Consider the following 18,312-nt stretch of genomic DNA (forward strand, 5'->3'; position numbering starts at 1 on the left):
GAGGCTCCCTTCCGTGCGTGTGCTTGTCGTGACCGCTGTCCCGGTGGAACGGGACGCGGTCACGCGTGCGTTCGGGGCCATCGCGGAGGTGGCTGACGTGCCGGGCGGCGAACTGCACCGCACCGGTGCGTTCGACGTCCTGGCGGGCGGTGTGGGACCGGCCGCCGCCGCGGCGTCGGCCGCCTTCGCCCTGGCCTCGGCTCCGCCCGGAGAGCCGTACGGTCTGGTCGTCTCGGCCGGGATCGGCGGCGGTTTCGCCCCCGCCGCACCCGTCGGCTCGCTCGTCGTGGCGACCGAGGTCGTCGCCGCCGACCTGGGCGCCGAGACCCCGGACGGTTTCGTGCCCGTCACCGGACTCGGCTTCGGCCGGGACCGCTTCCTGCCGCCGCCCGCGCTGATACGGGAGGTGGCGGCGGCCACCGGAGCGGCGGCCGGACCGGTGCTCACCGTCTCCACCGTGACCGGCGGCGCCGCCCGCGCCGCCGACCTGCTCGCCGCCCACCCGGGTGCGCTCGCCGAGGCGATGGAGGGCTTCGGGGTGGCCGAGGCCGCCGACCGGGCCCGCGTCCCCGTACTGGAACTGCGGGCCGTCTCGAACGCCGTCGGCCCCCGCGACCGGGAGGCCTGGCGCATCGGCGACGCGCTGGCCGCGCTCACCGGGGCGTTCGGGAAGACAGCAGCCGTACTGGAAGGTTGGACCCGGCATGACCGAAACGACTCACTCAGCTGACGCGGCGTTGCGCATCGCGTTCTCACCCTGCCCCAACGACACCTTCGTCTTCGACGCCTGGGCGCACGGACGGGTCCCCGGCGCGCCCGCCCTCGACGTCACCTTCGCCGACATCGACCTCACCAACGGCATGGCCGAGCGCGGTGAGCTCGACGTACTGAAGGTCTCGTACGCCGTGCTGCCCTGGGTCCTGGAGGAGTACGCGCTGCTGCCGTGCGGCGGCGCGCTGGGGCGGGGCTGCGGGCCGCTCGTGCTGACGAAGGAGCCGGGTGCGGATCTGACCGGCCGGACCGTCGCCGTACCGAGCGAGCGCTCGACCGCCTATCTGCTCTTCCGGCTCTGGGCGGCGGAGGTCGTACCGGGCGGGGTCGGCGAGGTCGTCGTCATGCCGTTCGACGAGATCATGCCCGCCGTGCGGGACGGCAAGGTGGACGCCGGTCTGGTCATCCACGAGGCGCGTTTCACGTACCAGAACTACGGCCTGCACAACCTGGCGGACATGGGACGGCACTGGGAGGAGACGACCGGTCTGCCGATCCCGCTCGGCGCGATCATCGCCAAGCGCTCGCTGGGCGCCGAAACGCTGGAGCGGCTGGCCGAATCGGTGCGTACGTCGGTACGGATGGCCTGGGACGCGCCGGAGGTCTCACGGCCCTACGTCCTGGAGCACGCCCAGGAGATGGACCCGGCCGTGGCCGACCAGCACATCGGGCTCTACGTCAACGAGTTCACGGCCGGGCTCGGCGAGGACGGCTACGCGGCGATCCGCGGCCTGCTGACCCGCGCCGCGGCCGAGGGGCTCGTTCCGCCCCTCGGCCCGGACGCTCTGGCATTTCCCTGACGGCGCTCCGGCACTTGCCCGACGGCGCCCTGTCGTTTCCCTGACGCGGCCCGCGGTGCCGGGCCGCGAACCGGGCTACACGTCGAGCTGGTCGGCGACCGCCCGCAGCAGACCGGCGATCTTCCCGCCCGCGACCTTGTCGGGGTAGCGGCCCCGCTCCAGCGTCGGCGTGATGTTCTCCAGGAGCGTGGTCAGGTCCTGGACGATCGACGCCAGCTCGTCCGGCTTGCGGCGCTGCGCGGCCGCGACGGACGGGGTGGGGTCGAGGATCGCCACGGACAGTGCCTGGTCACCACGTTGGCCTGCGACAACGCCGAATTCCACCCGCTGGCCCGGCTTGAGCACCTCGACGCCGGCAGGGAGTACCGACGAGTGGACGAAGACGTCGCCGCCGTCGTCGCGGGAGAGAAAGCCGAAGCCCTTCTCGCTGTTGAACCACTTGACCTTGCCGGTGGGCACGTCTGTCCTCGTCCTCGTACTCGTCGGTGCGCGGGAGAGCCGGGAAAAACGGCTCCGGATAGCAGTACAGCGGGTCCCCATGACCCGCCGGTTCCCAGGCTAATGGCCCTGGGGCCGGTGACAAGACGTCGCCGGACGGTTCCTCCGGGCTGGGAACTACCCTGGTGGGGTGAGTACTACTCCTTCTGGCGCAGGTGACCGGCTGGTTCAGGTCGGCGCGATCGTTTTCTTCGTCGGCGCACTGGCCACACTGGTCACAGTGGCCCCACTGTTCCTGGGCACGGACCCGTTCCCGTCGATCGCCTACGCGGTCTGCATGCTGATGGGCGTGGGGTTCCTGATCGCGGCGGCGGGGGTCGTGCGGTCGGCGTGGACCAGCTCCCCGAAGCGGGCCGCGAGCCGCTCGTAACGCGGTACGGGGGCGGCGTCCCGTAGCGGCCCCGGCGCGTCCCGCGTCAGCCGCGGCTCTCCGCGAACGTACGCAGCCAGGCCGGGAACTCCGTGAGATCCGGCAGGATCACGTCCGCGCCCGCCGCCCGCAGCTCGGCCGCGTCGCACGGGCCCGTCGTGACGCCGACCGACAGCGCACCGGCCGCGCGGGCTCCGCGCACGTCCCCGGTGTGGTCGCCGACGTACACCTGCGCGCCGTGTTCGAGCAGCGCCCGCGCCTTGGCCTCCGCCCAGAGCCGTCCGATCAGCGCGTCCGGCTCGATCCCGAGGTGGGAGAGGTGCAGCCGCGCGCTCGGCTCGTACTTGGCGGTGACCACGAGCGTCCGGCCGCCCAGCGCCCGCACCGCCCCGATGGCCTCCCGCGCGCCGGGCAGGGCCGGGCTCGGGGCGATCGCGTGTGTGGGATAGATCTCCCGGTAGCGGTCGGCGGTCGCGGCCACCGCGTGGGCCGGGTACCAGTTCGCCAGCTCGTCCTCCACGGGCGGGCCGAGCCTGCTGACGACCAGGTCGGCATCGATCGGCACGCCCGTCTCGGCGGACAGCGCCCGGTAGTTGGCCCTGATACCGGGCCGGGAGTCGATGAGCGTCATGTCGAGGTCGAAGCCGACCGTCAGGGGATGCGAAGACGTGTGCGAAGCCATGGTGGCCATTGTGCCGACCGGCCGCCTGAGTCCCCGAAATCGCGCCGCTTAGACTGATGACTTAGCCAAGCCTTACTTGTCCCGCACCCGTGCCCGCGGCCGACGTGACACACCACCACGCGTCACGTGCCCCCGTCCCGCGCGCGCCCGTGTCCGTTTCGATTGGGTCAGATGTCAGCCGCCGCACCACGCCTCTCCAGACGCGCTTCCGCGACGGCGGCGGCCGTCGTGGCGCTGTTGCTGGCCGTTCTGCTCAGCCTCGCCGTGGGGGCGCGCTCCATCGCCCCGTCCGAGGTGTTCGACGTGCTGCTGCACGGCGGGCACTCCGACGCCGCCGAAGTCATCCGGAACATGCGGGTGCCGCGCACCCTCATCGGGCTGATGGTCGGCGCGGCGCTGGCCCTCGCGGGCACGGTGCTCCAGGGCATCACCCGTAACCCCATCGCCGACCCCGGCATCCTCGGCATCAGCCAGGGGGCGTCGGTGGGTGTGGTGCTGGCCATCGCGTACGCCGGGGTCCACACGCTCACCGGCTATGTCTGGTTCGCGTTCGCGGGCGCCGCGGTCGCCTCCGTGGCTGTGTACGCCATCGCGTCCAGCGGGCGCGGCGGCGCGACGCCGGTGAAGCTCGCGCTGGGCGGCGCCGCGATCAACGCGCTGCTGGTGTCGGTGACCATGGCGGTGCTCACGACGAAGGCGTCCGCGCTGGACGAGTTCCGCTTCTGGCAGGTCGGTTCCATCGCCGGACGCGAGGCGGAGGTGGCCCAGCAGATCTGGCCGTTCCTCCTCCTCGGCACGGTCCTCGTGCTCTCCGTGGCGCGCGGGCTCGACGCGCTCGCGCTGGGCGAGGACATGGCGAAGGGGCTGGGGCAGAAGGTGGCGACGGTACGGATCGTCGGCGGCATCGGGGCGACCGTGCTGACCGGCGCCGGGGTCGCCGCAGCCGGGCCGATCGCCTTCATCGGCCTCGCCGTCCCGCACATCGCCCGCGCGATCGTCGGCAACGACCACCGCTGGGTGCTGCCGATGGCGGCCCTGATCGGCCCCGTGATGCTGCTCGTCTCCGACGTCATCGGCCGCGTCCTCTTCCCGCCGAGCGAGGTACCGGCGGGTGTGATGACGGCCCTGATCGGGGTGCCGTTCCTGGTGGCGCTGGTGCGCCGGAAGGCGGTGCCCGCATGACCGGGACCACGGACGGGACCACGGACCGAACCAGCGCCGGGACCATGACCGGGACCACGGCCCCGGTGCGGCCCGCCGGTTACTCGGTCGTCCGGATCGGGGCGCGCGGGCGGTTCCTGCTGCACCGCCGCGCCGCCGTCGTCGCGGCCGTCCTCACCGTCCTCCTCGCCCTGATCTGTGTCGCGTACCTCTGTGTCGGCGAGAGCTTCGTCGCCCCCGCCGAGGCGGTCAGGGTGGTCCTCGGGCAGCCGTCGCCGGACGAACTGGTCGTCGGCACGCTGCGGCTGCCGCGCATGGTCGTCGGGCTCCTCGTCGGCGCGGCCTTCGGGATCGCCGGGGCCCTGATCCAGACGGTGGCCCGCAATCCGCTCGCCAGCCCGGACATCATCGGCATCAGCCAGGGCGCGAGCGCGCTGACGGTCGGCGCGATGACGTTCGGCCTGACCTCGTACACCGTCCTGCCGTACCTGTCGGTGATCGGCGGTGTCGCAGCGGCGGCCCTCGTGTACGCCTTCGCCTGGCGCGGCGGGCTGCACGCCACCCGATTCGTCCTCATCGGCATCGGCTTCGCCATCGCGCTGCGGTCGGTCACCACGCTGTTCCTGACGAAGGGCGACTACCTGGTCGCCCAGCAGGCCCAGATCTGGATGACCGGCTCGCTCAACGGCCGCGGCTGGGAGGAGGCGGCGCCGATCGGCTGGACGCTGCTGATCCTGCTGCCCGCCGTGCTGTGGGCCTCCCGCGCGCAGCGCACCGTCACGATGGACGACGACACCGCGACCGCGCTCGGGGTGCGCCTGGGGCGGGTACGGCTGGGGCTCGTCGCACTCGGCGTGATCCTGGCGTCCGTGGCGACCGGGACGGCCGGGCCGGTGGACTTCGTGGCGCTGCTGGCCCCGCAGATCGCCCGCCGGATGACGCGCACGGCGCAGATCCCGCTGTTCTGCTCGGCCCTGCTCGGCGCGGTGATCGTCGTCTTCGCCGATCTGCTCGCCCGCAGGCTCTTCTCCCCCACCGAACTTCCGGTGGGCGTTCTGACGGCGGCGGTCGGCGCCCCGTATCTGATCTGGCTGATCATCCGCGGCCACGGTGGCCGCAGTGGAGGCAAGGCATGAGCGCGACGACCCGTCCGACCGACGTCGCGGGGGCGACGAGCAGGCTCGCGGCCCGCGAACTGACCCTCGCCTACGAGGACCGCACCGTCGTCCACGGGCTGGACCTCGCCGTCCCCGACGGCCGGGTCACCGTCATCGTCGGCCCGAACGCCTGCGGCAAGTCGACCACCCTGCGGGCGCTCGGCCGGCTCCTCAAGCCGCGCGGCGGTGCCGTCCTCCTGGACGGCACCGAACTCGCGAAGATCCCCACGAAGAAGATCGCCCAGTCGATCGGGCTGCTCCCGCAGACCCCGGTGGCCCCCGAGGCGATCACCGTCTCCGACCTGGTCGCCCGTGGTCGCCAGCCGCACCAGCACTGGTGGCAGCAGTGGTCCCAGGAGGACGAGCGGGCGGTCACGGACGCCATGGAGCGCACGGACGTCTCGGCGCTCGCGGACCGTTCGGTGGACGAGCTGTCCGGCGGTCAGCGCCAGCGGGTGTGGATCGCGATGGCGCTCGCCCAGGACACCGATCTGCTGCTGCTCGACGAGCCGACGACGTATCTCGACATCGCCCACCAGGTGGAGGTCCTCGACCTGGTGCGCCAGCTCTCCGCCCCGGCGGCGGACGGCACCCGGGGCCGGACCGTGGTGACCGTGCTCCACGACCTCAACCAGGCCGCCCGGTACGCCGACCACCTGGTCGCCATGAAGGCGGGCCGGATCGTCGCCGAGGGCCACCCCGGCGACGTCGTCACCGCCGAGCTCGTACGTGAGGTCTTCGGCCTGGACGCGGTGATCGTCCCGGACCCGGTGACGGGTTCGCCGCTCGTCGTGCCCGGCGCCCCCTGGACACCGTCCCCCTCCCCTCTCCGAAAGGGTCCCCAGACATGACCGCCTCACTCCGCAACCACCGCGGCCTGGTCGCCGGCTCGCTCGCCGTGACCGCCGCGCTCGCCCTCTCCGCGTGCGGCTCCTCGGACTCGGACGGGGATTCCGGTTCCAAGGCGGCCGGGAGCGGGACGCACACGGTCAGCACCGCGAACGGGGACGTCGATGTCCCCGTGGCTCCGAAGCGGGTCGTCGTCCTCGACAGCGGCGAGCTGGACTCCGCGCTCAGCCTCGGCGTCCGGCCGGTCGGCGCGACGCACTCGGCGGCGGAGGACAGTTTCCCCTCCTACCTGCCCGCGAGCGAGACGAAGGACATCAAGCAGGTCGGTGAGATCGCCAACCCGAACATGGAGGCCGTCGCCGCTCTCAAGCCCGACCTGATCCTCACGAGCAAGGTCCGTGACGGGGACCGTTACGAGCAGCTCAGCAAGATCGCCCCGACCGTGATGACGGAGGCGACCGGCAGCGCCTGGAAGGAGAACTTCCAGCTGCACGCGGACGCGCTCGGCAAGAAGGCCGAGGCCAAGAAGGTCATCGCGGCGTACGACGCCCATGTGGCGAAGGTGACGGAGGCGATCGGCGGCAAGGAGAAGGCGGCGGCCACGGACGTCAACTTCGTCCGCTTCGTCGAGGGCGCGGAGATCCGCATCTACGGCAAGCAGAACTACATCGGTTCACTCCTCGCCGACCTCGGCATGGGCCGCCCCGCGATCACGGACAAGGCGAAGGACGGGTTCTCGTACGACGTGTCCCCCGAGAAGATCGACCTGGCGGACGCGGACGTCATCTTCACGTCCACGTACGGCGACCCGGGCAAGGCGGGGGCGACGAAGACGATGAACAGCGGCCTGTGGAAGGGCCTGACCGCGTCCAAGAACGGCAAGGTCTTCAAGGTCGACGACCGGCTGTGGATCGCGGGCATCGGGTACACCGCCGCGAGCAAGATCCTGGACGAGTTCCAGGCCGACCTGACGAAGTGACGCCCCGCGGGTGGGCCGCGCCCGGCGGATGAGGGCGCGGCCGGTGGTGGCCCACCGGGGAACGTTCAGCTCGTGCGCCTGCGGCCTCGCCACACCAGGTACAGCGCCGAGGCCACCGCCGCCGTCCTGAGCACCACCGGCCACGCCCCCACCAGCGCGTCCCGCATCTGGCCCTCAAGGATGGGCTCCCCCCAGCGCCCCTCCATCCGGCCCCACACCCACACCACCGCGGCCGCCACCACGACGCCCGGCAGGCCCATCGCGGCCCACTTCGCCTCGGCCCGGGAGAGGGTGCGCGAGCTGTACGCGAGCAGCCAGCCGCCCGCCAGGGCCAGCCAGGAACCGGTCACCGCGCCGCCGACCAGCAGGGCCGCGGCCAGGAGCAGCAGCGGATGCGAGGAGCGCTCCTTCGGTGCCGCGGCGGGCTGCTCGGCGGCGGCGGGCCTGCGGCGGCGCAGCCTCGGCAGCCGACGGCGTACGCGGGCGAGCTTCGCGGACTGCCCGTCGCCCTTCCCCGCCTTCCCCGCCTCGCCCGCGGAGTCCTCGCCGCCGTCGCCGTTCTCGCCGTCCTCGTCCTCGAAGTCGTCGGCGTCCTCGTCCGCGACCGGGTCACGGCTCCTCGGCGGCCTCAGGATCTCGGGGATCTCCACACCGCCGACGAACCCCGGCACGCGCTCGCCGTCGCCGAACGGCCCCGGTTCGATGCGCCACCAGTCGGGCTCACCGCCGGACGGCCCCTGCTGGTCGCTGCCGAGCACATGCGGCGCGGAGGGGTCCGGCCAGTCGTACGCCGGGGCGGCGGCGGCATCCGTGGCCGCATCCACGCCCTCGCGACTCCCGCGGTTCTTCCCGCTCTCGTGATTCTTGCTGTTCTCCCGGGTTTCCCCGCTCTCCCCGCTCTCCCCGCTCTCCCCGCTCTCCCCGCTCTCCCGCGAGCGTCCGGGCCCGTCCGACGCGCCCCGCCCGGAACCGGCTTTCGGCACCTTACGGAGCATCCCGCTCCGGGGCCGGGGAACGCCCCGCCGCTGCCCGCCGCCGGAACCGCCGCCCGCGCCGCGCGCCGGATCGGCCGCGGCCCGCGCCGACGGCAGCGGCACCGATCCGTCGCCCGACTCGACCGCCGCGGCCACCAGTTCGTCCGGCGTACCGAGCCTGCCGATGATGCGCCGCACCGACGCCGGGGTGTCCGTGCCGTCCTTGTCGCGCTGCCGGTCGATCTCGCCCCGCAGCGTCGAGACGAGCCGCATTCTGGTGCCCGACGGCAGCTGCTGTTGCTGGGCCAGGTCCCCGACCCGGCTCAGATAGTCGTAGACGAGCTGGTCGCTCTCGATCCCCACTCGATGGTTCCCCTCTACCGGCCCTGCCCCGACGGTAGCGTTCCAGGGGCTACCGTGGGACGGATGGGGACGACCACACCACCGCGCACGCTCGCCGAAGCTCTGCGCGCCCGGGGCGACGAATCGCTGGCCGGGCTGCTGCGTGCCCGCCCCGATCTCCTCAGCCCCGTACCGAACGACATCACCCAGCTCGCGACGAGAGCGGGCACCCGTGCCTCCGTCGTCCGCGCGCTGGAACACCTCGACCGGTTCGCACTCCAGACCGCGGAGGCGCTGGCCGTGGCGCCCGACCCGGCGCCGTACGACACGCTGCTCTCGCTGCTCACCGGTGACGGCCAGGACGACGGCGACCACCGTGACGACGCGGGCACGGCGATCACCGCCGCGCTGCCCGCCGCCCTGGCGACCCTGCGCGAACAGGCCCTCGTCTGGGGTGAGGACGACCGGCTGCGCCTGGTCCGCACGGCCCGGGAACTGCTCGCCCCGTCCCCGCAGCACCCCTCCCCCACCGGTCTCGGGCCGACCGTCGCCGAGGCGACGGCCGGCATGTCGCCCGGCCGGCTCCAGGAGATCCTGACCTCGGTCGGCCTGCCCGCCACCCACGACCCGGTCTCGGCCGTCACCGCGCTGGCCGGGCTGTTCACGGACCGGACCAGGATGGCGGCGCTGCTGGACACCGCCCCGGTCGAGGCGCTGTCCGTGCTGGACCGGCTGGTGTGGGGGCCGCCGTACGGGGAGATCACACCGAACCCCGCGCCGCCCGTGCGGTGGCTGCGCGATCGCGGGCTGCTGCTGCCGGTGTCGACGCGCACCGTCGTGCTGCCGCGCGAGGCGGCGCTGCATCTGCGGGCCGGGCGCGCCCACCGCGTACCGGAGCCGGTGCCACCGGTCGTCGCGGCGGCCGCCGACCGTGATCCCCAGGCTGTGGACGGCGCGGCGGCAGGTCAGGCGTTCATGGCCCTGTCCACGATCGAGGACCTGCTGAAGCTCTGGAACGGCGGCGGCCCCGCGATCCTGCGCGCGGGCGGGCTGAGCGTGCGCGAACTGAAGCGGGCCGCGAACGCGATGGACGTGTCGGAGCCGATCGCCGCGTTCTGGGTCGAACTCGCCTACGCGGCCGGGCTGCTGGCCGCCGACGGGGAGAGCGACGAGCGGTACGCGGCGACACCGGCGTACGACGACTGGCTCGAACTCCCCGCCCAGGACCGCTGGGCACAGCTCGCCGCCGCCTGGCTCGCCGCCACCCGCACGGCCGGTCTGGTCGGCGGCCAGGACGCCAAGGGCCGGGCGCTGTCCGCCCTGGGACCCGAACTGGACCGCTCGGCCGCGCCGGAGGTACGTCACCGGGTGCTGGCCCTGTTCGCCGCGCTGCCGCCGGGCACCGCGCCCGACCCGGTGACGCTGCTGGCCCGGCTGCGCTGGGAACGCCCCCTGCGCTCGGGCGCGCGAACCCCCGGCGCGCCCGGGGTCCCCCGGCCCGCCGAAGCCTCGCCCACCGCGCCGGGGGATACCTCCGACCTGCGCTCCCGGCTCGCCCTGTGGACGGTCAACGAGGCGGAACTGCTGGGCATCACGGGCCGGGGCGCCCTCTCCTCGCAGGCCCGCGCGCTGCTGGCCCACGGACCCGCCGCGGCCGCCGCCCGGCTCGCCCCGCTGATCCCCGAACCGCTCAGCCATGTGCTGCTCCAGGCCGACCTGACGGCCGTCGCCCCCGGCCCGCTGGAACGCCCGCTGGCCGAGATGCTGTCGGTCCTCGCGGACGTCGAGTCCAAGGGCGGCGCGACGGTGTACCGCTTCACGCCCGGTTCCGTGCGCCGGGCACTGGACGCCGGGCAGGCCGCCTCCGACCTGCACGCGTTCCTGACCGCGCACAGCCGTACGCCGGTGCCCCAGCCGCTCAGTTACCTCATCGACGACGTGGCCCGCCGCCACGGCCACCTGCGGATCGGCGCCGCCTCCGCGTACGTGCGCTGCGACGACGAGGCCGTACTGAACGAGATCCTCGCCGACAAGCGCTCGGCCACGCTGCGACTGCGCCGGCTCGCGCCGACCGTGCTGGCCGCCCAGACCGACCCGGCGCCCCTGCTCGAAGGGCTGCGCGAGATGGGCTACGCCCCGGCGGCCGAGTCCGCCGAGGGCGACGTCCTGATCACCCGGGCGGGCGCCCGCCGCACCCCTCCCCGCACGGCCCCCGTTCCCGTCCCCGAGGGCCCGCCCGTACCCGACGGGACGCTGCTGGGCGCGGCGGTGCGGGCGATCCGGGCCGGGGACACGGCCGCGACGGTCGTCCGCAAGGACACCGGGGAGGGCCCCGCGGCCCCGACGGCCGCCGGCTCCCTGCCCCGTACGACGTCGGCGGAGACCCTGGCCACGGTCCAGGCCGCCGCCATGACGGGCTCGGCGGTCTGGATCGGCTACGTCAACGCGGAGGGCGCGGCCAGCCAGCGGGTGATCGCCCCGGTCCGGGTGGAGGGCGGCTTCGTGACGGCGTACGACCACACGGCCGACGAGGTCCGCACGTATCCGCTCCACCGCATCACGGGCGTGGCGGAACTGGCCGACGACGCGAAGCCGTAGCACCTGCCGGTGCGGCTCGGGCGGGGTCCATGTCGCGGACCCGCCGTTCAGACCCCGCCGAGGGCCCGCCGTACAGGCCCGCCGCCCGGCGGCCTCAGCCGTGTCGGGCCGCCTTCAGCATTCCCACCAGCCGGTCCACATCCGTCCAGGGGTTCTGACGGTGCCCCTTCGGGGTACGTCGCCTCAGCGCCTCCGCGCGTTCCCTGGCCTGTCCGAAGCCCTCGCGCAGGCTGTCGTACGCCAGGTGCTTGCGGGACAGGGAGTAACCGCAGGTGCCGAGCTTCTCCAGCGCTCTCTGCGCATCGTCCGACGTGCTGTACCTCGTGACGTCCGCGAAGTGGAGCATGATCCACAACTCGAAGCACGGGTTGGTGAGCGCCACCTCGACCCCGTGCCGCCGGGCAAGCTCCACGGCCTTGTCCAGACCGTCGTGCGGAATCGGCGCCTCGACGTCGATCACACACCAGACCTCGTCGTACGCCGTTCGCCGGTCCTGCGGGGAGTGAGGGGCGCGCTCCTTGTGCTCGATCGCCGCGCGGACCAGTGACTGCGGCTCTCCGTGTTCACCGCCGAGACAGATGGACACGGGCAGCGTCCGCAGGTCGGCGCGCAAGCCCCTGAAGTACTGGTCCTCGGTACGCTCTCCTTCGCAGTAGATGAGAAACCTACGCTGCTCCGGGCGTACGCCCTTCGTCCGCGTCAGCGGCTTTCCCCGCTTCACGCCCACCCCCATGCCCCAGCGCCGCGGCCACATCCCGCAGCAGGTCGTCGTCCAAATGCGGTACCGCCCCGTAGCGCCCCCCCAGATAGCGCCTTTCCAGGTTGTCGGCCGGGTCACGGACAGAGAACTCGGTCAGCGGAAACAGCCTCGTCGCCAGTGTCCGAGGGTCCTTCTCGGTGAACCAGACCTGGTCCCTGAAGAGTTCAGTGCGAACGTTCCGTCCGAGCAGCGCCGCCTCATGCGTGCTGAAGACCAATTGCGCCCCCCTGCTGTTGGTCTCGGTGGACTGGAACATGCCGACGAGGGCATCGACCAGATAGGGGTGCAGGCGGGCGTCGAGTTCGTCCACGCAGAGCACACCGCCCTCGGCCAACGTGGTGAGGACAGGGCCGATGAGGCCGATCCACGTCCGTGTGCCGCTCGACTCGTACGCGAGATCGAGCGGAAACACACCCTCCGCGGTCCGGTGCTCCACCCGGACCCGCTGCTTCGCGTCGTCCCGGACGAGGACCTTGTCCCCGAGCGCCTCGCGGAGCGCCTGGGTGATCCGCTGGTGGTCCTCGCGGATGGCGTCGTCCCAGTCCTGGATCTCCAGTCCGGACACCCCGAGATCGGCGAAGCCGAGCAGGTCCAGCACCGGCTGGTTCCGCCGGCCGTCCCGCCCCTCCAGGCAGAGCCGGACCGTGAGGTCCAGGCGCCGGGCGAAGTCGTGGTCGGTGGCCATCCGCAAGCCGGACCGGAACCACTGGAAGACCTCGCTGAGCTGGTCATGCCCCTGGGCCGCGGCAACGGACAGGTACAGGCTGTTCGGCCTGAGCAGTTCGGCGATCAGCTTCCGCCGGCCGGTGAGCCATCTGCCGAAGGCGATCGTGCCGTCCGCCCCACGTTCGTACAGGCGGCGCTGCCGTCCCTCCGGGTAGTAGTACAGCCACTCCTCGGTGACCCGCTCGTCGTCGACCGAGAACCCGAATTGGTGGTGCACTCCACCGACGACGAAATCGACCGCGAAGGAACTGGGGCGGTCGGCGGCGCCGTGACCGAGCAGGAACGGGCGGCGTGGAACGCCGCCGCTGGGGTCCCAGCGGCGGAATGAGGAAAGGACCGCGGATCGCATCCAGCCGAGGGAGTCGATGACGTTCGACTTCCCGGAAGCATTGGTGCCGTAGATCGCGGCCACGGGAACCGCGAACTCCCCGACGCCCGGGGAGGGGAATTCGGCCCGCTCCGGATGGCGGTCGGCAGCCACGAGGGACAGTTCCTGTTCCTCCAGCAGCGAAGCATGATTCGTGACCTGGAACCGCAGCAGCATGCCAGCCTCTCCAAGCATCGAACGATGTCTTTCCATGGCTCATCGCGTCATAACTTGACGATAGTGCCCGCGAAACGACATTGCATAGGGATGGCACTCGTCCGAGTGAGCCACCGGGCGGCGTGATCACGTACGACCGGACGCCCCGGTGCGGGCGGGGCTCCCGCACCGGCCGGGGCCCTGACATGTCCTCGTCCGGGACGGTCCGCACAGACTTCGGGGCTCCCGCGGCGGCCGACGCCACCGGGCCTTTCCCACGTGAGCCGCATCCGCCCACCGGACGGCCGGCGGCGCTCTGTGGCCTGAGCCACGCACCATCCGGCCCGCATGCGGCACACTGGACGTTTGGCCACATCGGTGGCCACCCCCCGCAGAAAGGGCCGAAGCGCGTGACCGGACCCCTCATCGTCCAGAGCGACAAGACGCTGCTCCTCGAAGTCGATCACGAGCTGGCGGACGCCTGCCGCCGGGTGATCGCGCCCTTCGCGGAGCTGGAGCGTGCGCCCGAGCACATCCATACGTACCGGTTGACCCCGCTCGGGCTGTGGAACGCCCGCGCCGCCGGGCACGACGCCGAGCAGGTCGTCGACGCGCTGGTCGAGTACTCCCGCTACCCCGTGCCGCACGCGCTGCTCGTCGACATCGCCGAGACGATGGCGCGGTACGGGCGCCTCACCCTGTCCAAGCACCCGGTGCACGGTCTGGTGCTGACCAGCACCGACCGGCCCGTGCTGGAGGAGATCCTCCGGTCGAAGAAGGTCGCGCCGCTGGTCGGCGCCCGGATCGACCCGGACACCGTGGCCGTGCACCCCTCCGAGCGCGGGCAGATCAAGCAGACGCTGCTGAAGCTGGGCTGGCCGGCCGAGGACCTCGCCGGGTACGTGGACGGCGAGGCGCATCCCATCGAGCTGGACCAGGACGGCTGGGCGCTGCGGCCGTACCAGAGGCAGGCCGTCGAAGGGTTCTGGCACGGCGGGTCCGGAGTCGTCGTGCTGCCCTGTGGCGCCGGGAAGACGCTGGTCGGGGCCGGGGCGATGGCCGAGGCCAAGGCGACCACCCTGATCCTGGTCACCAACACCGTCTCGGCCCGCCAGTGGAAGCACGAGCTGGTTAAGCGGACCTCGCTGACCGAGGAGGAGATCGGCGAGTACAGCGGTACGCGCAAGGAGATCCGGCCGGTCACCATCGCCACGTACCAAGTGCTCACGACGCGGCGCAAGGGCATCTACCCGCATCTGGAGCTCTTCGACTCGCGCGACTGGGGCCTCGTCATCTACGACGAGGTGCACCTGCTGCCCGCCCCCGTGTTCAAGTTCACCGCCGACCTCCAGGCCCGGCGGCGGCTCGGGCTCACCGCGACGCTGGTGCGTGAGGACGGCCGCGAGTCGGACGTCTTCTCGCTCATCGGGCCCAAGCGGTTCGACGCCCCGTGGAAGGAGATCGAGGCGCAGGGCTACATCGCGCCCGCCGACTGCGTCGAGGTCCGGGTCAATCTCACGGACTCGGAGCGGCTCGCGTACGCGACGGCCGAGGCGGAGGAGAAGTACCGGTTCTGCGCCACCACCGCGACCAAGCGGAAGGTGACGGAGGCGCTGGTGCGCAAGCATCAGGGCGAGCAGACCCTCGTCATCGGCCAGTACATCGATCAGCTCGACGAGCTGGGCGAACACCTGGACGCGCCCGTCATCAAGGGCGAGACCAGCAACGCGCAGCGCGAGAAGCTCTTCGACGCGTTCCGGCAGGGCGAGATCAGCGTCCTCGTCGTCTCGAAGGTCGCCAACTTCTCCATCGACCTGCCGGAGGCCACCGTCGCCATCCAGGTGTCGGGCACGTTCGGGTCACGTCAGGAGGAGGCCCAGCGGCTGGGCCGGGTGCTGCGGCCGAAGGCCGACGGGCACGAGGCGCGGTTCTACTCGGTGGTCGCCCGCGACACGATCGACCAGGACTTCGCCGCACACCGCCAGCGGTTCCTGGCCGAGCAGGGGTACGCGTACCGGATCGTCGACGCGGACGAGCTGCTGACCGACAACTGAGCGGGGCGGCTTGGCCGAGTGGCGCGGCTTGGCCGAGTGGCGCGGAAGGCCGGGGCGGCGGCGCGGGGTGCTCGGCGCGGGGTGCTCGGCGCGGCGTCCGCGGCGCGGCGTCCGCGGCGCTCGGCGTCCGCGGCCCCGTACTCACGCCGGAGCGATACACGTACTCATCGTGTGCGGCGGACGCCCGCCTCCTCCGCGTACTCCCCCAGGACGACGACGCCGAAGGCCGATTGCGCGAAGACCTTGACGGCGCGCAGCGCGTCGCCGACACGGTGGGGCCGGTGGTGACCGGTGGCCGCGGTCGCGCCGTGCGCGGGGCCGGTCCTGCGTGGGTTCAGGGTGACTGTGCTCATGTATCCATGGTGCTCCGGCCACCCCCGTGAACGCGTCGGTCTGCGGGCGGAACCGGCGGGGCCCGCGGGTAGACCTCCGGTCCCACACCGTCCCCTACGGGTCGCCGACCCGCTGTACGCCCACCGGCCGATACCGTCCGGGCCACGAACGTGCGGATACGTTGCGCGGATACCGTTTCGACGGGGCGGGCGGTGATCGATACAATCGCCGGTCTGCCCGCCTCCCGCACCGTGGTACCGGCCTCATGCCGGCAGCCGGGGGAGCGCCGCCGGCCGGACGGAAACCGGCCGACAGCCCGTACGCGCGCCCAAGCGCGTACCCATGCGAACGCCCCTTGAGAGCGGACCGCCCGACTCCGTCGTCACCGGAGCGGCACGGTCCGCCGTCCTGCGTTGAAGAGCCGGAGGCAACACCGTGCCCGCGCACGTAGCAGAAAGCGATTCCACCACCGACCCCCTGGCACACGAACGCGCCCATCTCGCCGCGTCCCGCGCCGCCCTGCGCGCCATGCGCGAGGACGTCCAGGCCCTCGACATCCGCGATGTCACCGCGAACTGGGTCAACGCCGCCGTGCTCCAGGCCCAGATCGACGACCGCATCAAAGCGCTCGCCGACCTCTCCCACACCCCGCTGTTCTTCGGCCGCCTCGACTATCTGCACCCGGTCGGCGGCGAACTCGCCGAGGGCGCGGAGGGCGAGCAGTTCTACATCGGGCGGCGTCATGTGCACGACGCCGTCGGAGACCCGATGGTCATCGACTGGCGTGCACCGGTCTCCCAGCCGTACTACCAGGCGTCCCCGAAGAACCCCCAGGACGTCGGGCTGCGCCGCCGGTTCGGCTACACCGGCGGCGAGTTGACCGCGTACGAGGACGAGCACCTCACCGACCCGACGGAGGCCGTGCGGACCAGCAGGCTCCTCCAGACGGAGATCGAGCGGCCGCGCGTCGGGCCGATGCGCGACATCGTGGCCACCATCCAGCCGGAGCAGGACGAGATCGTCCGCAGCGACCTGGGCGGCACGGTCTGCGTCCAGGGAGGTCCCGGCACCGGCAAGACCGCCGTCGGCCTGCACCGTGTCGCGTACCTGCTCTACGCGCACCGCGACCGGCTCGCGCGCACCGGCACGCTCGTCATCGGGCCGAACCGGTCCTTCCTCCACTACATCGAGCAGGTCCTCCCCGCCCTGGGCGAGCTGGAGGTGAAGCAGGCCACTGTCGACGACCTGGTGACGGCGCACGTCGAGGTCCGGGGCACGGACGAGGCGGCCGCCGCCGTCATCAAGGGCGACGCCCGGATGGCACAGGTGCTGCGGCGGGCGATCCGTTCGCATGTGACGCCGCCGACGGAACCGGTCGTGGTGGTGCGCGGGTCGCGCCGCTGGCGGGTGCCCGTGTACGAGCTGGCGGAGATGGTCGACGAACTGCTCGCCCGCGACATGCGGTACGGCGCCGCCCACGAGGCGCTGCCGCAGCGGATCGCGCACTCCGTCCTCGTACGGATGGAGGAGGCCGGTGAGGCGCCCGACGACCGGGTGCAGAACGCGGTGGCCCGCAATCCCTCGGTGAAGGCGGCCGTGAAGGCGATCTGGCCCGCGGTGGACCCGGCGAAGCTGGTGCTGCGGCTGCTGTCGGACGCGGAGTTCCTGGCCGCTCACGCGGAGGGGCTGCTCAGCGAGGACGAGCAGAAGCGGATCCTCTGGGCGAAGCCCGCCCGGAGCGTGAAGTCCGTGAAGTGGTCGGCGGCGGACGCGGTGCTGATCGACGAGGCCGGTGACCTGGTGGCGCGTACGCACTCGCTCGGCCATGTCGTCCTCGACGAGGCGCAGGACCTGTCCCCGATGCAGTACCGGGCGGTGGGGCGCCGCTGTTCGACCGGTTCGGCGACCGTGCTCGGCGACCTCGCGCAGGGGACGACGCCGTGGTCGACGGAGAGCTGGGCGCAGGCGCTGTTCCACCTCGGCAAGGCGGACGCGGTGGTCGAGGAGCTGACCGCGGGCTTCCGTGTGCCGCGCGAGGTGATCGCGTACGCCTCACGGCTGCTGCCGGAGATCTCACCGGGCCTGGCGGCGGTCGAGTCGGTACGTGAGTCGCCGGGCTCGCTCGTCGTACGGGAGGTGGCGGGCGCGGACGCCCTGGACACGGCCGTCGTCGCGGCGTGCGAGGAGTCGCTGGGCCATGAGGGGTCGATCGGCCTGATCGCGGCCGACGCCCGGATTCCGGCACTGGCCGAGGCGCTGACGGCGGCGGGCCACCCGTATCTGTCCCCCGGCGAGGAGACGACCGCCGAGTCACGGCTGACGCTGGTGCCCGCGTCGCTGGCGAAGGGCCTGGAGTACGACTACGTGGTGCTCGACGAACCGGCGGCGGTGGTCGACGGCGAGCCGGACGAGCGGACGGGGCTGCGGCGGCTGTACGTGGCGCTCACGCGGGCCGTGTCGGGGCTGACGGTGCTGCATGCGGTGGGGTTGCCGGGGGCGCTGCGGTAGGTGGGGCGGGGGCGCCTGCGGGGGGGGTGGGGGCGGGGCTGTGGACGGGTGGGGGCGCCTGCGGCGGGGCTGTCCCCTGCCCGCCCCTTCCCGAAACCGGGGGCTTCGCCCCGGGCCCCCTTTTGTCCTCAATCGCCGGACAGGCTGAGATGGTCGGCCCGGACGGGCTGAGATGGTCGGACGGGTCGAGATGGTCGGCCCGGACGGGTCGAGATGGCCCCGCTCCT

16 protein-coding genes are annotated in these 18,312 nt (G+C 72.6%); 10 read left to right on the forward strand and 6 right to left on the reverse strand.

Annotated elements, in window-relative coordinates:
• Positions 1–13 precede the first annotated feature (13 nt).
• Together OG413_RS07750 and OG413_RS07755 are read left to right on the forward strand one after the other, a co-directional pair.
• Complete coding sequence (locus OG413_RS07750) at positions 14–730, forward strand: futalosine hydrolase (RefSeq protein WP_266803760.1); 717 nt, start codon at positions 14–16, stop codon at positions 728–730.
• On the forward strand, positions 705–1,571 hold the full coding sequence (locus OG413_RS07755) for a 1,4-dihydroxy-6-naphthoate synthase (RefSeq protein ID WP_266803776.1): 867 nt from the start codon (positions 705–707) through the stop codon (positions 1,569–1,571). Before OG413_RS07750 ends, OG413_RS07755 begins: the two co-directional genes overlap by 26 nt.
• A 75-nt stretch (positions 1,572–1,646) precedes the next feature.
• Here the strand turns inward: OG413_RS07755 and OG413_RS46885 are convergent, their stop codons facing one another.
• A complete protein-coding gene (locus tag OG413_RS46885) occupies positions 1,647–2,030 on the reverse strand; it encodes a cold-shock protein (RefSeq protein ID WP_323137823.1) in 384 nt (127 codons plus the stop codon).
• Between the two features lie 169 nt (positions 2,031–2,199).
• Between OG413_RS46885 and OG413_RS07765 the strand changes: the two genes are divergently transcribed.
• Positions 2,200–2,439 carry a hypothetical protein gene (locus OG413_RS07765; RefSeq protein WP_266803777.1) on the forward strand — a complete coding sequence of 80 codons (240 nt, stop codon included), beginning with the start codon at positions 2,200–2,202 and terminating at the stop codon, positions 2,437–2,439.
• A 46-nt stretch (positions 2,440–2,485) separates the two neighbouring features.
• On the opposite strand, the gene OG413_RS07770 is transcribed toward OG413_RS07765, so the two are convergent.
• Entirely contained in the window at positions 2,486–3,130 is a 645-nt protein-coding gene (locus OG413_RS07770; protein ID WP_266803778.1) for an HAD family hydrolase, read from the reverse strand.
• 162 nt (positions 3,131–3,292) lie between these two features.
• Here OG413_RS07770 and OG413_RS07775 point away from each other — a divergent pair, with 162 nt between their 5' ends.
• The 4 genes from OG413_RS07775 to OG413_RS07790 are packed head-to-tail and all read left to right on the forward strand — an operon-like array spanning position 3,293 to position 7,267.
• Positions 3,293–4,303, forward strand: a complete 1,011-nt coding sequence (locus OG413_RS07775; RefSeq protein WP_266803780.1) for an iron ABC transporter permease — start codon at positions 3,293–3,295, stop codon at positions 4,301–4,303.
• Positions 4,304–4,347: 44 nt separating this feature from the next.
• On the forward strand, positions 4,348–5,418 hold the full coding sequence (locus OG413_RS07780) for an iron chelate uptake ABC transporter family permease subunit (protein ID WP_266809969.1): 1,071 nt from the start codon (positions 4,348–4,350) through the stop codon (positions 5,416–5,418).
• Complete coding sequence (locus tag OG413_RS07785; protein WP_266803781.1) at positions 5,415–6,290, forward strand: ABC transporter ATP-binding protein; 876 nt, start codon at positions 5,415–5,417, stop codon at positions 6,288–6,290. The genes OG413_RS07780 and OG413_RS07785 overlap by 4 nt, the downstream gene beginning before the upstream one ends.
• Positions 6,287–7,267, forward strand: coding sequence for an ABC transporter substrate-binding protein (locus tag OG413_RS07790; protein ID WP_266803782.1), 981 nt, complete (start codon positions 6,287–6,289; stop codon positions 7,265–7,267). The genes OG413_RS07785 and OG413_RS07790 overlap by 4 nt, the downstream gene beginning before the upstream one ends.
• A 65-nt stretch (positions 7,268–7,332) precedes the next feature.
• Here the strand turns inward: OG413_RS07790 and OG413_RS07795 are convergent, their stop codons facing one another.
• On the reverse strand, positions 7,333–8,604 hold the full coding sequence (locus OG413_RS07795; RefSeq protein WP_266803783.1) for a hypothetical protein: 1,272 nt from the start codon (positions 8,602–8,604) through the stop codon (positions 7,333–7,335).
• 63 nt (positions 8,605–8,667) lie between these two features.
• On the opposite strand from OG413_RS07795, the gene OG413_RS07800 reads away from it, so the two are divergent.
• Positions 8,668–11,181 (forward strand): helicase C-terminal domain-containing protein, encoded by a 2,514-nt coding sequence (locus tag OG413_RS07800; protein WP_266803784.1) that lies wholly within the window; start codon positions 8,668–8,670, stop codon positions 11,179–11,181.
• 94 nt (positions 11,182–11,275) lie between these two features.
• On the opposite strand, the gene OG413_RS07805 is transcribed toward OG413_RS07800, so the two are convergent.
• Complete coding sequence (locus OG413_RS07805; RefSeq protein ID WP_323137824.1) at positions 11,276–11,935, reverse strand: RloB family protein; 660 nt, start codon at positions 11,933–11,935, stop codon at positions 11,276–11,278.
• The gene (locus tag OG413_RS07810; RefSeq protein ID WP_266803787.1) at positions 11,847–13,229 is read right to left on the reverse strand and encodes an ATP/GTP-binding protein; all 1,383 of its coding nucleotides are present in this window, start codon (positions 13,227–13,229) and stop codon (positions 11,847–11,849) included. The genes OG413_RS07805 and OG413_RS07810 overlap by 89 nt, the downstream gene beginning before the upstream one ends.
• Before the next feature lie 371 nt (positions 13,230–13,600).
• On the opposite strand from OG413_RS07810, the gene OG413_RS07815 reads away from it, so the two are divergent.
• Positions 13,601–15,244 carry a DNA repair helicase XPB gene (locus OG413_RS07815; RefSeq protein ID WP_266803789.1) on the forward strand — a complete coding sequence of 548 codons (1,644 nt, stop codon included), beginning with the start codon at positions 13,601–13,603 and terminating at the stop codon, positions 15,242–15,244.
• Between the two features lie 164 nt (positions 15,245–15,408).
• Here OG413_RS07815 and OG413_RS07820 read toward each other — a convergent pair whose 3' ends face one another.
• Positions 15,409–15,597, reverse strand: a complete 189-nt coding sequence (locus tag OG413_RS07820) for a hypothetical protein (protein WP_073718644.1) — start codon at positions 15,595–15,597, stop codon at positions 15,409–15,411.
• 415 nt (positions 15,598–16,012) lie between these two features.
• On the opposite strand from OG413_RS07820, the gene OG413_RS07825 reads away from it, so the two are divergent.
• On the forward strand, positions 16,013–18,085 hold the full coding sequence (locus OG413_RS07825) for a UvrD-helicase domain-containing protein (RefSeq protein WP_266803790.1): 2,073 nt from the start codon (positions 16,013–16,015) through the stop codon (positions 18,083–18,085).
• Positions 18,086–18,312 lie beyond the last annotated feature (227 nt).

The sequence above is a fragment of the Streptomyces sp. NBC_01433 genome, assembly GCF_026340105.1.
Classification (GTDB): Bacteria; Actinomycetota; Actinomycetes; order Streptomycetales; family Streptomycetaceae; genus Streptomyces.